Consider the following 12,876-nt stretch of genomic DNA (forward strand, 5'->3'; position numbering starts at 1 on the left):
AGGGTGGTGGTGACGGGCAGGCAGCGCGGTGCCGCTGGCAGCGTGCTGGCGGGCACGGTGCTGGGCGGGCGGTTGGTGGGCCGGGGGTTCGGGTACGAGACCGCGGCCCGCCTGCCCGCCTGCCCGCCTGCCCGCCTGCCCGCCTGCCCGCCTGCCCGCCTGCCTGGCGGTTCCGCTCGGGGCGGGAGGAGGCGGACCAGGAACGGTCGGTAAGCAGGCTTTCGGGCGGATAGGTGGAAGGGCGTGGCGTCTCACTGCCTTCGGCCGTCCGCTCGCGCCCGCTACGCCGTTGGGGCGAAGCCTCAGCGGAGGGGATTCTGGGCTCGGCCGGCAGGGGGAGAACCAACCCTGTGACAGGTCAGGTAACAGGACAAGTAGTTCCGTACGAGGTACAGGGCAGCGGGCCCGAAGGGGTTCTCGCACTGCACCACTGGCTCAGCGACAGGTCGAGTTTCGACCAACTACGGCGACACCTGAACGGGAGGGCGTTCAGCTACGCGTTCATGGACTGCCGTGGGTACGGCGAGGCAATGGATACCCCCGGCATGTACACCATGGAGGAAGTCGCGGCGGACGCCCTCGCCGTCGGCGACGACCTCGGCTGGGACACCTTTTCGGTCATCGGTCACTCGATGGGCGGTAAGGCGGCCCAGCTGATGTTGCTGGACGCCCCCTCGCGGGTCCGCTCGATCATTGGCATCTCACCGGTCCCCGCGTCCGGGTTCCCGCTCGAAGGAGAGATGTGGGAGCTGTTCGCCGGGGCCGTGGAGGAGTCCGGCAACCGCAGGACGATCTTCGAGGTTACCACCGGCAGTCGTCACGATGATGCATGGCTAGATGCCAGAGTGAGGGCTTCGGAACGCTCCTCCCCGGCGGCCCTGCACTCGTACCTCGAATCCTGGACGCGCGGCTCCGACATCCACAATCGGATTGAGGGAAACCCGACTCCGGTTCTTGTAGTGGCCGGTGCGAACGACCCGGCGATGGGTCCCGACACCATGCGGTCTACCTGGCTGCAGTGGTATCCGAACGCCCAGCTCGAGGTCTTCAACGACGCTGGTCACTTCGCCCCGGACGAGAGCCCAGAGGACCTGGCGGCGGTGATTGAGAGGTTCCTCGTGCGGTGAACCGGGAGGCAGGGGTCGGCGTTCAGGCGTCGATGCTGATGAAGTCGGCGAGGGTGTCGAGGGCGGTGTTCGCGGCGTGGCGGCGTTCGGCGGGTGCCATGTGTTCGCATTCGGTGAACATCGCGTCGTTGCGCCGTCGAGGCCTGCGGGCCATGCGCGTGAACTCGGGGCCGGCGGTGCCGCCGGCGTCGTCTTGGGTCATGGAGGCGGGTAGCCCTCCGTATACCTGGTGGACGGCGATGCATGCCAGCTCGACTACGCGGGCGGTGGTGGCGGGTCCCCTGCGAGGAGGGTGAGCAGCGGGTCGTGGCAGCTGTTGCAGCCGTCCATGGCTGTGCCGATGGCCTGGCTGAGGAGGCGATTGTCGATCCGCCGGTTCTCGCTGCCCGGGTGTGTGGTGTCGTCGGAGATGCAGAAGTTGCCGTGGGCGTGGCTGTCCGCGGGCGCGATGGTGTGCTGCGGGTGCCTTCCGGTCTTGTTCTGCTTGTGCGGCTTGCCGGGCTTGTCTCGTCCCATCACGTCCTCCGAAGCGGTAGGCGTACCCGCCGACCGCAGCGCCGCCGCCCGGGCCGGCGTGGCACGTTGCGGGCAATCCCACCTTCGGGGCGCGAACTGTGTGCCGTGGCGGGTGGCGGTCCGGCCTCCCCGGGACGTGCGGGGAGGCCGGAGCCTCAGGGGGTGTGCTGTGCGGCTGGTTCAGAGGATCACGTGCTCTGTCGGCTCCGGCACTGTGGCTGCCGGCAGGCCAGAGGCCTGTGGTGCTCAGTACTCGCCGTGCTGGTCCTTGTGGTGGTGCTCGGCCTTGTAGTGGTCTTCCTTCTCACGCCCGCCGTCGTTGATGCAGACGTTGCCGAAGGCGGGGTTGAGGAGGCCGACGACGTTGACGGTGTTGCCGCAGACGTTGACGGGGATGTGGATGGGCACCTGGACGACGTTGCCGGACAGGACGCCGGGGGAGCCAATGGCAGCGCCCTCGGCCGTGGCGTCCGCGGCTGCCAGGCCGGCGCCCCCGGCGAGGATGGCAGCGGCTGAGGCGGTAATCGCTACGGCCTTTGTAATACGCGACATCAAGATCTCCTCATGAATGTGGACCTGCCGCAGGGAGTACGGCACGTGCGACCCTTCAAACAGCACGGGCGAACGGCCGGTTACGGCGGTTGGGCCGGATCGGTGACCCGGGCCACCTCTTCAGTCCTGTCGGCGGGCGGGGCGGGGCGCGGTGCGGTCGGGGGCTGTGGTGCGGGCGCAAGGACCCCGGTCGCTCATGCCCGCCTCACCGAGGGCGCGGTAACGGGCGGCCCACCGCTCGCCGGTGGTGGGTGAGGCCTGGAAGCGTTCGGCGGCCCGGCGCAGCGGACGGCTGTCCTCGATCATGCAGCGCTGCAAGGCGCAGCCGTCCGGTCTCGGTCAGGGCTGGGTTACGGTGTGCCGCGAGGGCCTTTCTGGTCGGTGTAGATGTCGCACTCCACACGAACCGGAGGGCCCTCACCCGTTCGAGATCCCTCAGCCGTGACCTGCACCCGTCCACAACCTCGCTGGACAGAACCACACCGCATCACCGCCACGCTGCGGACACTCCACACCGCATGGCCTCTTCCGGGGCCCCGGAGTCGAGGCGCGTCCTGCGCCGGTCGAGCGCATCAGGCCCCTGGGGCCCTGTCTCCTCGCCGCGCCCCCGCCGGACCGGGCTTTCATCCCTTGGCTTCATCACTGGTTTCGAGGACCCGGGAAGCAGCACAGGGCAATGCCCTTGCCGTCCGGCAAGGGCATTGCGGGTTGTCACTGTCAGTTCTTCGAGCCGACCGTGTTGTCGTGGCCGGCGTTGAAGAGGTCGTCGCCGGTGACCTGGGTCCAGTCGCCGAAGACGAAGGTGTAGGAGTCTTGGGGCTGATAGTTGACATTCACGTCCGCGCTGGTGGCGGACGCACCGCCGGGGACTACAATGCCGGCGGCGAGGACGGTGACGAGAAAACGCACAGATCGCGCGCATCCACCTTTTTCGAGCGGGCAAGGAACACCGTCGAAGGTAGGGAAGGGACGCCTCGGTGTCTCGCCGCCTGCCCGGACACCGGCCATCTCAAGCCGAATGGCCGGACCCATCGGAGCTTGGGATCCGGAACATGAGGTGACGGCCGCCGGCACGGGCCGGCATGCCGGGGCGGCCTACTGGGCCCAGTCGATGGCGAGGGCGGCCAGGAGCTGGGCGGACAAGGGCGCGAAACGCCCGAGGTGACTTCCTTGGCCCATGACCCGGGGACTGCCGTCGGGTGATCAACGGGGTCCTCTACCGAGTCCGGACGGGTGTTCAGTGGCGGGACTTACCGGAGCGGTTCGGGCCGTGGGAGACCGTCTTGGGACGTGTCGGTGGACTCGACCGTAGTGCGGGCCCACCAGCATGCCGCCGGCGCGAGGACAGCGCCTCCTCCCGCGCTGCCTCAACGAGCTCCTCCGCCCAGCGCGCGGGCGGCGTCGGCGTGCTCTTGGCCGAGTTCGGACCTCTCCAGCATCTTGGCGGTGAACCGGACGAAGCCCTCGCCCGGTTTCCCGTCCAGGATCGGGAAGGGCTTGTACTCCTGGCCGACCCCGTGCAGGTCGTAGAAGGTCCCGTAGTGGTAGGCCGACTCGGCCAGCACGGCGCGGTGGTCCTGCGACAGCCGGGTCACGGCCGCGTGCGCGTCGGAGAGAATGCTGGGGCCGCCGCCGAGCGGGTCGGGGCGGACGCACAGCAGCGTGGTGTAGTCCGGGGGCAGGGTCGCGTTCACCAGGTCCATGTGGAAGGCGTTGTAACCGATGCCGCTGGATTTTCCCGGATCCTTGTCGATCTTGACTCCGTCCTTCCACAGGGGCCACCGCGGGAAGGGGGAGAAGGGGATGGCCACCTCGGCCGCGAATGCCGTTGCCAGGCGCAGGAACCAACGCCGAACCAGTAGGCCAGCACGTCGTGAGTGGCCCCGTGGCGAAGGTGGACGAGCGTGGCCAGGAGCCGGTCGATGAAGACCAGCCGGTGCTGTGCACCCGCGCCAACGGCCCGCTTCCGTGGCCTGGATCCCAGTCTCGCCTGGTGTCGCTCGTGCCATAACGGACCTACCTCGGCGACGAGTTCGGCGATCACATCGGCCGAGAGCCATGTGATCCTCCGGTCGCTGATGATCGCTGCACGAGCCCCGTTCCCCACCACACAAACATGATCAGGGATCGAGAGGCAGCGTCGCACCGCCAACCCATGCACGAGCTCGTTAGCGAACCCGTAGGCTGCGGACGGCCAGAGAGCGTATCGGCCCTTGGGTTCAAGGGTTGAGGTTGTCGATACTGCCGACCTGTGGTTTCACCGTGGACGGTGCGAGTGCCGGCCGCGGCCGGTTCGGCCGTCGCCGGTGAACGCGCCGTCCGCATGGGACCCGGTACTCGAGGCGTCGAGCGGGACGCGCTCGTCCGCCCATGATCTGGTGTTCTTCCCCGAGGTCGCAGTCTTGCGTCGCGCCGTGGGGCTCGGGGACGATCGCCCGCACCCCGGCATTGCAGTGCCGGGGTCGCGTGGGAACCCGCCAGAGTGATACTTGAACTTCAGGCAGCACCCCGCCGAGGACAGGCCACCCGGGGGGGGGCACTCAAGTGGGTACACCCTGAAACACGATGTCAGGACCGACCATGAGAGACCACCCCGTACAAGATCAGTCTCAGTCAGCGCACATCGTTGATCCGGCAGATGAGATGCTCTCGCCGACTAAGCCGACCTAGCGGTACTTGCCGCAGCGATGCGCAGGACAGCGAGAGATGAACAACTTGCTGCTTGAGGCACATAAGCACGCGGAGGACCTGGGTTTCCCCGACGTCGCTAAAATTCTCCGCCCCGTTTCCTGAGCGCTAGAGCGCCCGCTCTGGATGCAAGGGCGTCCCGTTCATGTCACGATTTACATGGCCGCTGTCCTCGCACCTTCCTTCCAAGCGAGATGTCGGAGATGGAGATCAGACATGGGCAACGAGTTTCTGGTCAATACGACGACATCTGGTCTTCAGTTCCAGCCGGCAGTCGTCTCATTGCGCGATTCAAATTTCATGGTCGTCTGGGCGGACAGGAGCGATTCCAGCATCAAGGGTCAGAGATTTAGGCCAAGCGGAGCGCAGAGCGGTGGCGAGTTCGAGGTCAGCACGTCAACTCCTGAGGACAGCAACACGAACCGGCAGTGGCCGACGGCCGGCCCCGCAGGTTTGAGTGAGGTCGCAGTGTGGATCGAAGAGCCCTTCAACGTGCCCCCACCCTTTCCTCAGGTGAAACTGCAGAGGTTTCTGAACGGCCAGAAGGCAGGGCCGGAGATCCAGGTGAGTACCACCGATATCGACCCGGAGAATCGGCCGTCCGTCACCAATATGATCGATGGTGGGTTCGTCGTCACCTGGGCGGACTCCCGTCAGGATCAGCGTATTCGTGCCCAACGCTTCAATGATGAGGGCAGCAAGGCTGGCCCCGAGTTCACTGCCAACGTCACCGAAGGGTTCCATCGGCGCCCTGTCGCCACGGTGCTGGACGATGGGCGGTACGTCATTGCCTGGACCGACGACCCCTCGGGGGTCGAAGGAGGTCGACTCACCTTCAGAGTCTTCGACTTGGATGGATCTCCCCAGGGAGACGAGATAATCTTGACCCACGTTGGTGGGTTGTTCCCGGGTGCCAATTCAATGACCCTTCTCGACAACGGAGGATTTGTCGTCGCGAGCATCAACGCGACCACATTAAGCGGTCTCGGGGTCCAGCAGAGCACTGTCGTGGCCAATATCTTCGAGGCGGACGGTACGGAGAGGACCAGTGTGAGCGTGGGCCCTCCACGAGACTTCAACCGCTCGTGGCCGGCTGTCGCGCCGCTGACGGGCGGGCGCTTCCTGCTCTCCTGGGTGGAGAAGAGCGCGACCACCGTCGACACGGTCCCTGCTGTAATGGCACAGGTCTGTTCCGACAGTCAGGGCACGCTCGGTGAAAAGGTCCAGGTCAGCACGGCATCGATTGGTGATCGATTCCAGGTCTGTGCCGCGACCGCTGTCGACGGCAGCTCGGAGCATGCCTTTGTCACTTGGGCGGACGACAGTCGTGGCGACGGGGACACATCGGACTTCGCCGTGCGAGGGCGCGCCTTTCGTATCGACTTTCCAGGGTCATTGGTATAGCGCGTTCAGGGTGTGCATCCTGTGGGATACGAACACAGTGCCCCCGGCCCCCGGGTCCTACTGAGCTTTAAAGCATGGTATCGCTGAGTATGCTCTGGTGCGGATCAGGCCGGTTTCGGTGAGGCACCCGTCGATGAGGTCACTGCGGTACTGGATCGTGCGTAATCCCGTCCGGAGGGTCCGGGTGAGATGGTCTGCATCGGCGAAGGCGGTGTTCGCCAGAGGACGTCGTCGCAGGAGCGACCAGATGCCTTCGACCGGGTTGAGGTCCGGTGTAGTAGGCCGGTAGCTGGTAGACGTGCAGCCAGTCCCGCTCGGCTGTGAACTTCCGCATTCCCGGCGTCAGATGGGTGTTCACGTTGTCCCAGACGAGAACTATCGGGCCGCCGAGCTACTGGTGGGCCGCGATCAGCAGGTCGCGGTAGTCGGTCCAGGCGAAGCTCTTGCGCCCGCGCCGGTCGCCGTCGTCTTAGTACTGCAACGGTGCTTGCCTTGACGGTTGGGCAGTTTCTGGTGGTGTGTGGCCACGGCGTTTGTAGTGGCTGACACGTGCCTAAAAGTCGTCGCCGGCGCCAGCGTGACCAGTGCAGGACGTGGTCGACGCTCGAGCGGGGCCTGGTGAGCCGGCTGATCAGGCGTCGGATTTCGGGCAGGCTCAGGGCTATGAGCTGGGAGGATCCGTTTCTGCTTTCCCGGTGTCGAGTTCGCGGGCCCGTAGGACGGTGAGGCAGGCGTGGGCGGCGATGGCCAGGGTCATGTGGCGGTGCCAGCCGTCGTAGCGGCGGACCTGGTAGTCGTCCAGGCCGCACTCCTGTTTCGCGGTCTGGAAGCATTCCTCGACCGCCTTGGTGGCGCTTTCGTCCTCCCGCATCAGCGTCCGGACCCGGTCGCGGACAAGGGACTGCTACCTGAGCGGGATGATGACGCAGCGCAAAAAGCCGTCATGACGCGTCAGTTCGACGAGTAGGCAGAGTATGCAGGGGCTTGGAGATCGTCAACGAAAGGAAAAGAGTTCAAATGTGGATAGAAACGACGAGGATCGGTGCCGTCGGAGTGCTGGCGTTGCTGTTGGCGACAGGAGCGGGTAGCGCGTTAGCGGCATCGGCCGAGGACCCGCCCCGGCCGCTGCCCAGCAGTGCGGAGTTGTCCGTCCGGCTGGGGGAGCGGGTCATCGTGACGACCGAGGCTATGAGGTCCGGGGACGCGTTCAGCGACGTCCGGGTGACCTCGCCGGCCTTCGCCGCCGATGGCACCTTCCGGATGGACGATCTCCTCCTCAAGGCGGTGGCGACAGTTTCCTGCGCCACCGAGCCGGGTTCCTATGAGGTGCGGTTCGGCTCGCCTCTCGGCGACGAGAACGCCTCCAAGATCGACCGGTTGTGGGGCCGGATACGGGTGGCGCCGGCCGATGCGGCGGATCGGGCGGAGTGCGCGCGGCAGGTGGCTGCGCGGCCGCCAGAGTCCATGGAAGAGCGCTACCCCGCAGGCATAGAATGGCCGGCGTCGCCCTGGGACGTGCGCTCCGTGCCGGCCGGCGGGGATCTCCATGCCGAGGACGGGCTGGAGATGGGCAACGACGGCATGGTCGAGCTGTCGTCCCCGGGGTTCACGCGGCCGGTGGTGATGCACGGAGACAAGCATGTGAGCGCCACGGTCCGGATCCGGTGCGACGCCCAACCCGGCGTCTACGTCGTGCACTGGAACGAGAAGGGCAAACCCGCCAAGGAGTGGGCCCGCTACCGGGTCACCGCACCCCTCGCCGACTGCCATGATCCCGTGCCCAGCCCCCAGGCCGGCGAAGCGGCATCTCCAGGCCACTGGTTCCTCGGGGCCGCTGCCGCCTTGGCCGCGGCTGGCGTCGGAACCTGGGCGTGGCTGCGCCTGCGCCGCAAGGCATCCCGCTGAGGTGGCCGTCGACGCAGTGCCGGAGAGGCTCCCTTAACGGCCCCGATGCCCGACAAGAGCCTGTCGAAGGTGTGTGTGACGTGGTTCGAGGACCGCGGTACCAGTCACGTGATGGGCTGGGCAGTCACTGCGGACTCCGTGCACAGGGTGTCGGTTCTGGCGGCGCTGCCGATTTCATCCGCGAAACGGTCCAGCACCAGGAAGACACCATGGTTTATCCCACGCCCCTTGGGCTTGATCATCTTCAGTGTCGGATCGCCCAGCCGGAACTGGATTGAGGTATCTTCCTCGACCATGTCGCGGCCCTGCTTGACGTAGCGGGCCCACGGGCGGTCGGTGAACTGCTTCGGGAAGAGGCTGATGAGTTTCGTCTTGACCCAGCGCTTCCTACGATGCCCCCGAGGGGTATCGCGGCGTGTATGGCATACCGCCGTGCCCTGCCATCAAGATTACGCCTACAAAGGTTCGAAATTGCCCCAACGGTGGCCCGGTGGGCGAGAGGTGACCGGGCGGCTTCAACCCATAGGCGTTCTCCGGTTCGGTTAGGCCCACCGCATGGCGATGGCTGAGGGTTGCCCTACTCCTTCGGGCGTCAGCATCGCTGCGCGGGACCGCTGGTTGCCGACCTCACGCGCCTAGGCGATGTTTCTCGGATCTCCTGACGTCGGGGGCGTGTTGGCGTCAGGCTGGCTGTATGGGTCGCGGGGATTTAACGAATGCGGAGTGGGATCGCCTGGAGTCGTTCTTGCCTCCTGGTGGTGCGCGTGGGGGCCGGTGGAGTGATCGCCGTCGGGTGATCAACGGGGTCCTCTACCGAGTCCGGACGGGTGTTCAGTGGCGGGACTTACCGGAGCGGTTCGGGCCGTGGGAGACCGTCTATAAGCGGCATCGCCGCTGGTCGGCTGATGGAACGTGGAAGATGCTGCTGTCACGGATCCAGGCCGCCGAAGACGCCGCGGGCCAGATCGACTGGGACGTGTCGGTGGACTCGACCGTAGTGCGGGCCCACCAGCATGCCGCCGGCGCGAGGACAGCACCTCCTCCCGCGCTGCCTCAAAGGGGGGCCGTCCGGGGGACAAACCAGGTCGACCCGGTGTTGCGGAAACTGGTCGTCCGGCTGGAGGAGGTGGTCAGCTCGGCGAGTGCCTGGGACGCTCCCGCGGAGGATTCACCACCAAAATCCATCTCGCGGCCGACGGACGATGCCAGCCCCTCGCCCTCGTCCTGACACCCGGACACCACGGCGACGGACCCCAACTCGAGTACGTCCTCAGCCAGATCTCGGTCTCCCGCACCGGGGCCGGACGACCTCACACGCGACCCGATCGTGTCCTGGCGGACAAGGCCTACACGTCCCGCACGAACCGCTGCTACCTGCGACGACGCGGCATCGCCCACACCATTCCCGAACGCCGCGACCAGCAAAACCACCGGAAGAAGCGAGGATCCCGAGGCCGCCGGCCGACCGGCTTCGACAGCGAGATCTACAAGAAACGCAACACTGTCGAACGGGCCATCAATCGGCTGAAAGGCTTCCGCGCCGTCGCCACCCGCTACGAGAAACGCGCCTACATCTACCTCGGCACCGTCACCCTCGCAGCCCTCATGATCTGGCTCCGGACATGATCCGAGAAACATCGCCTAGGGCTGCCAGGCGGTGGAACGCCTGCTGTACCTGCTCCCCCTGAGGCCAGTGGAGCTCCCAGCGCCCGGTCCGGGCTCGCTCCGCGCAGTGGGCGGCCCGCGGCCTCGTCCCAGGTGGCGCTGTTCTGCGCCGCCGTCCCCGTGCAGCCTCAGCCGACCAGGGCGACGAGCTTCCGGTACTCCAACTGGTCCGTGTGTTCAGCGGTCAGGTGGACGCGGGCATCGCCAAGGCAGTTCTTGAGGGAGGCATAGGCCGCCGCGTAGCTTTCCATCTGACCGCCGCCGCCAGCAGCAGTCGGCAGCCAAAGGATCAACAGCTGTTCGTGTCTGCGTGCGCCCTCCCGGGAGGCAAAGGACAGCTCGTGGACGACCAGACGCGGCTCCCCGATAGGCAGGGCCTGGAGCAGCTCCTCGTGGGTCAAGTTGGCCTCCACCTCCACCACCAGGGCGCCTGCAACATCCGCACGGCGCAATACCACCGTGTTGATCTCCCGCGTCTCCTTCATGTGCCGGAGGGCCTCGATGGCCCCTGCGGAGAGGAACACACGACTGCTCATAGAACTCTCGCCTCATTTCGTGGCCGCTACCCCAGTTTCAACGGTGCGGGCCCCGCCCGGGTTGCGGTGCGCGGGCTCGCACGACCTGTCGGGCGGGGGGACTGACAGGCGATGCGGAAAAGCGGCCACGAGGCGCCGGTCCGGCGCGGGTGGCCCGACGTGGACGCGACCCGGCGGCCGGCCGGCGCCGATCTCGCGCTCGACCAGCCACGCGGGCGGCTCCGCCGGTGGCCGTCGCCGCGCGGCGGCTTCCTCGGCTTCCTCGGCCGCGTTCAGCGCCCGTTCCGCACGGCCGAGCTCCCCGCGCAGGTAGGTGACCAGCGTCCGCAGACGCGGAAGATCAGGCGGTAGCACAGACACCGCTCATCCCCCGTACTGCACCCGCCGGCCCTGCACGCCCCGCGCAAGGGGCTGGCGCCCACCCCGTTGCGGGCCTCGGCCGCCACGACCACACGGGCCGGCTGCGGGCGGTCGGCCGCACCGTCCCGCTGCGCACGGAGGCGGCCCGCCTGGTCGCGGAGCACCTGACGGCCGGCGATCCCGGACACCCGTGGGAGGGTGTCACGTTCGCCGCGACGTGGGGGTCCCGTCACGTCCTGGCGTGGGCTGAGCCACGCTCGTCCTAGCGGGCGCGGTTCTGGTTGAACCCGGTGCGGGCCCAGAGGTAGCCGCCGAGGGCGATGACGGTGCACCAGGCGATCGCGAGGATGCCGTTGTGGCCGATCGGGGTGCCGGTAAGCAGGCCTCGGATCGTTTCGATGACGGGGGTGAAGGGCTGGTACTGGGCGAACTGGCGGACGCCGGGCGGCATCGAGCCGGCGGGGGCGAAGGCACTGCCGATGAACGGGAGGAAGATGATCGGCAGCGGGCTGTTGCTGGCCGCCTCGGGCGTTCCCGAGACCAGCCCGATCGCCACTGCGAGCCAAGTCAGGGCGAAGGTCAGCAGCAGGAGCAGTCCGGCCGCGGCGGCCCAGGCGGCGAGATGGGCGGTGGGCCGGAAGCCCAGGAGCAGTGCGGCGGCGATCACCGACGCCGTGCTCACCACGGTGGTGAGCGCGCTGTTGATCACGTGTGCGGTCAGGATTGAGCCTCGGGCGATCGGCATGGTGCGAAACCGGTCGACGATGCCCTCGGTCATGTCCGCACAGACCGCCACCGCGGTGGCCATGCTGCCCGATGCCACCGCCGTGATGATGATGCCGGGCGCGATGTAGTCGATGTACCCGCCCCCGTGGTGCCCGCCCGCCGCGGCGATCCCGGCGCCCAGCGTCTTGCCGAGGACTCCGACGAAGAGCAACAGCATGATCACCGGGCCGAAGACGGACCCGGTCGTCATGGCGGGATAGCGCAGTGTGTGACGCAGATTGCGCCGCAGCATCGTGGCCGTGTCGGTCAGGGCGTAGGTCTTGGTGCTCATGCGGAGATCTCCTTGCCGATGGCGCGGGCGTCGGCGGCGGGGTTGCTGCGGTTGCCGGTCAGGGCGAGGAAGACGTCGTCCAGGTCCGGGGTATGCACGGAGAGCTCCTCGACGTTGACGGCTTCGGCCTTGAGCCGGTCGAGAAGGGACTGCAGGGACGCAACCCCGCCGTCGCTCGGGATCTGCAGGGTCAGCGCGTCGTCGTCGCGTGAGGTCACGTCGAGGATCCGGGCGGCCGCCTCCAGGCGCGGCGCGTCGGCGAAGCGCAGCCGGATGTGGCCGCCGGTGATCAGGCGCTTGAGTTCGGCCGCGGTCCCTTCGGCCACCAGCCTGCCCTGGTCCAGCACGGCAATCCGGTCCGCGAGTTGGTCGGCCTCTTCCAGGTACTGCGTCGTCAGGAAGATCGTGACCCCGTCGGCGACCAGAGCGCGGATGATTTCCCACAGGTCGCGGCGGCTGCGCGGGTCCAGGCCCGTGGTCGGCTCGTCGAGAAAGATCAGGCGCGGGTTGGCGATCAGGGTCATCGCCAGATCGAGCCGGCGGCGCATACCGCCGGAGTAGGTCGAGATGGGCTTCTTCGCGGCCTCGACCAGGTCGAACCGCTCCAGCAGGGCGTCGGCCCGGCGTCGGCCCTCGGCTCGTCCCAGGTGGTGCAGGTCCGCCATCAGGATCAGGTTCTCCCGGCCGGTCAGCAGGCCGTCGACGGCCGAGAACTGGCCGGTGACCCCGATCGAGGCCCGCACGCCGCCGGGATCCTGGGCCAGATCACGGCCGACCACCTGTGCCTGGCCGCCGTCGGATTCGATCAGCGTTGAGAGGATCTGTACCGTGGTGGTCTTGCCGGCCCCGTTCGGACCGAGTAGGGCGAAGACCGTGCCCGCGGTGACGGTCAGGTCGAGACCGTTCAGGACGAGCTGGTCGCCGTAGGACTTGCGCAGGCCGGTCGCGGTGATCGCGGCGGGCCGGGCGAAGGCGGTTTCGGTAGCCTGTCGATACGTTGTCGTCGTGTTCATGGGTAGAGCGTCCGACTCTGACGCAGGGTCAGGGTCAAGCGGTCTGTTCCGAA

14 protein-coding genes and 4 pseudogenes are annotated in these 12,876 nt (G+C 67.4%); 5 read left to right on the plus strand and 13 right to left on the minus strand.

The window, feature by feature from the left end:
• Nucleotides 1-422: 422 nt before the first annotated feature.
• Nucleotides 423-1,127, plus strand: coding sequence for an alpha/beta fold hydrolase (locus ACWGH1_RS09915; RefSeq protein ID WP_453355399.1), 705 nt, complete (start codon nt 423-425; stop codon nt 1,125-1,127).
• A 22-nt stretch (nt 1,128-1,149) separates the two neighbouring features.
• Here the strand turns inward: ACWGH1_RS09915 and ACWGH1_RS09920 are convergent, their stop codons facing one another.
• The 5 genes and pseudogenes from ACWGH1_RS09920 to ACWGH1_RS09940 all read right to left on the minus strand — a co-directional run bounded on the left by ACWGH1_RS09920 (nt 1,150) and on the right by ACWGH1_RS09940 (nt 3,104).
• Nucleotides 1,150-1,329 carry a hypothetical protein gene (locus tag ACWGH1_RS09920; RefSeq protein ID WP_453355393.1) on the minus strand — a complete coding sequence of 60 codons (180 nt, stop codon included), beginning with the start codon at nt 1,327-1,329 and terminating at the stop codon, nt 1,150-1,152.
• 53 nt (nt 1,330-1,382) lie between these two features.
• On the minus strand, nt 1,383-1,643 hold the full coding sequence (locus ACWGH1_RS09925) for a hypothetical protein (RefSeq protein ID WP_453355392.1): 261 nt from the start codon (nt 1,641-1,643) through the stop codon (nt 1,383-1,385).
• 246 nt (nt 1,644-1,889) lie between these two features.
• A complete protein-coding gene (locus tag ACWGH1_RS09930) occupies nt 1,890-2,195 on the minus strand; it encodes a chaplin (RefSeq protein WP_453357847.1) in 306 nt (101 codons plus the stop codon).
• Between the two features lie 136 nt (nt 2,196-2,331).
• Nucleotides 2,332-2,598, minus strand: a pseudogene (locus ACWGH1_RS09935) (leucine zipper domain-containing protein); the annotation flags it as partial.
• A 314-nt stretch (nt 2,599-2,912) separates the two neighbouring features.
• Nucleotides 2,913-3,104, minus strand: a complete 192-nt coding sequence (locus ACWGH1_RS09940; RefSeq protein ID WP_453355462.1) for a hypothetical protein — start codon at nt 3,102-3,104, stop codon at nt 2,913-2,915.
• Between the two features lie 278 nt (nt 3,105-3,382).
• Between ACWGH1_RS09940 and ACWGH1_RS09945 the strand changes: the two are divergent.
• Nucleotides 3,383-3,539: pseudogene (locus tag ACWGH1_RS09945) on the plus strand (transposase); the annotation flags it as partial.
• Nucleotides 3,540-3,562: 23 nt separating this feature from the next.
• Here the strand turns inward: ACWGH1_RS09945 and ACWGH1_RS09950 are convergent.
• Both ACWGH1_RS09950 and ACWGH1_RS09955 read right to left on the minus strand, forming a co-directional pair.
• On the minus strand, nt 3,563-4,000 hold the full coding sequence (locus ACWGH1_RS09950) for a TauD/TfdA family dioxygenase (protein ID WP_453355467.1): 438 nt from the start codon (nt 3,998-4,000) through the stop codon (nt 3,563-3,565).
• Nucleotides 3,886-4,356 (minus strand): helix-turn-helix domain-containing protein, encoded by a 471-nt coding sequence (locus ACWGH1_RS09955; RefSeq protein WP_453355463.1) that lies wholly within the window; start codon nt 4,354-4,356, stop codon nt 3,886-3,888. Before ACWGH1_RS09955 ends, ACWGH1_RS09950 begins: the two co-directional genes overlap by 115 nt.
• A gap of 743 nt (nt 4,357-5,099) precedes the next feature.
• Here ACWGH1_RS09955 and ACWGH1_RS09960 point away from each other — a divergent pair.
• Nucleotides 5,100-6,287 carry a hypothetical protein gene (locus ACWGH1_RS09960; protein ID WP_453355464.1) on the plus strand — a complete coding sequence of 396 codons (1,188 nt, stop codon included), beginning with the start codon at nt 5,100-5,102 and terminating at the stop codon, nt 6,285-6,287.
• Nucleotides 6,288-6,344: 57 nt separating this feature from the next.
• On the opposite strand, the pseudogene ACWGH1_RS09965 reads toward ACWGH1_RS09960, so the two are convergent.
• A pseudogene (locus tag ACWGH1_RS09965) lies at nt 6,345-6,753 on the minus strand (transposase); the annotation flags it as partial.
• Between the two features lie 195 nt (nt 6,754-6,948).
• A pseudogene (locus tag ACWGH1_RS09970) lies at nt 6,949-7,131 on the minus strand (IS701 family transposase); the annotation flags it as partial.
• 140 nt (nt 7,132-7,271) lie between these two features.
• On the opposite strand from ACWGH1_RS09970, the gene ACWGH1_RS09975 reads away from it, so the two are divergent.
• The gene (locus tag ACWGH1_RS09975; protein WP_453355465.1) at nt 7,272-8,192 is read left to right on the plus strand and encodes a hypothetical protein; all 921 of its coding nucleotides are present in this window, start codon (nt 7,272-7,274) and stop codon (nt 8,190-8,192) included.
• Between the two features lie 104 nt (nt 8,193-8,296).
• On the opposite strand, the gene ACWGH1_RS09980 is transcribed toward ACWGH1_RS09975, so the two are convergent.
• Complete coding sequence (locus ACWGH1_RS09980) at nt 8,297-8,488, minus strand: hypothetical protein (protein WP_453355466.1); 192 nt, start codon at nt 8,486-8,488, stop codon at nt 8,297-8,299.
• Between the two features lie 398 nt (nt 8,489-8,886).
• Here ACWGH1_RS09980 and ACWGH1_RS09985 point away from each other — a divergent pair.
• A protein-coding gene (locus tag ACWGH1_RS09985) for an IS5 family transposase (RefSeq protein ID WP_453408591.1) occupies nt 8,887-9,818 on the plus strand; the annotation gives its coding sequence in 2 pieces (ribosomal slippage) (nt 8,887-9,252 and nt 9,255-9,818; 930 coding nt in all).
• Nucleotides 9,819-9,985: 167 nt separating this feature from the next.
• On the opposite strand, the gene ACWGH1_RS09990 is transcribed toward ACWGH1_RS09985, so the two are convergent.
• The 3 genes from ACWGH1_RS09990 to ACWGH1_RS10000 form a co-directional block, all read right to left on the minus strand.
• On the minus strand, nt 9,986-10,393 hold the full coding sequence (locus tag ACWGH1_RS09990) for a cofilin family protein (protein ID WP_453354773.1): 408 nt from the start codon (nt 10,391-10,393) through the stop codon (nt 9,986-9,988).
• Between the two features lie 622 nt (nt 10,394-11,015).
• Nucleotides 11,016-11,810, minus strand: coding sequence for an ABC transporter permease (locus ACWGH1_RS09995; RefSeq protein WP_453354772.1), 795 nt, complete (start codon nt 11,808-11,810; stop codon nt 11,016-11,018).
• Nucleotides 11,807-12,823, minus strand: coding sequence for an ATP-binding cassette domain-containing protein (locus ACWGH1_RS10000; RefSeq protein ID WP_453354771.1), 1,017 nt, complete (start codon nt 12,821-12,823; stop codon nt 11,807-11,809). Before ACWGH1_RS10000 ends, ACWGH1_RS09995 begins: the two co-directional genes overlap by 4 nt.
• Nucleotides 12,824-12,876: the final 53 nt, after the last annotated feature.

This window comes from Streptomyces sp. NPDC054883 (assembly GCF_053610645.1).

Coding starts and splice junctions, on each gene's coding strand:
- ACWGH1_RS09920 (WP_453355393.1), bottom strand. CDS start 1,329: ATGACCCAAGACGACGCCGGCGGCACCGCCGGCCCCGAGTTCACGCGC.
- ACWGH1_RS09925 (WP_453355392.1), bottom strand. CDS start 1,643: ATGGGACGAGACAAGCCCGGCAAGCCGCACAAGCAGAACAAGACCGGA.
- ACWGH1_RS09930 (WP_453357847.1), bottom strand. CDS start 2,195: ATGTCGCGTATTACAAAGGCCGTAGCGATTACCGCCTCAGCCGCTGCC.
- ACWGH1_RS09960 (WP_453355464.1), top strand. CDS start 5,100: ATGGGCAACGAGTTTCTGGTCAATACGACGACATCTGGTCTTCAGTTC.
- ACWGH1_RS09980 (WP_453355466.1), bottom strand. CDS start 8,488: ATGGTCGAGGAAGATACCTCAATCCAGTTCCGGCTGGGCGATCCGACA.
- ACWGH1_RS09990 (WP_453354773.1), bottom strand. CDS start 10,393: ATGAGCAGTCGTGTGTTCCTCTCCGCAGGGGCCATCGAGGCCCTCCGG.
- ACWGH1_RS09995 (WP_453354772.1), bottom strand. CDS start 11,810: ATGAGCACCAAGACCTACGCCCTGACCGACACGGCCACGATGCTGCGG.
- ACWGH1_RS10000 (WP_453354771.1), bottom strand. CDS start 12,823: ATGAACACGACGACAACGTATCGACAGGCTACCGAAACCGCCTTCGCC.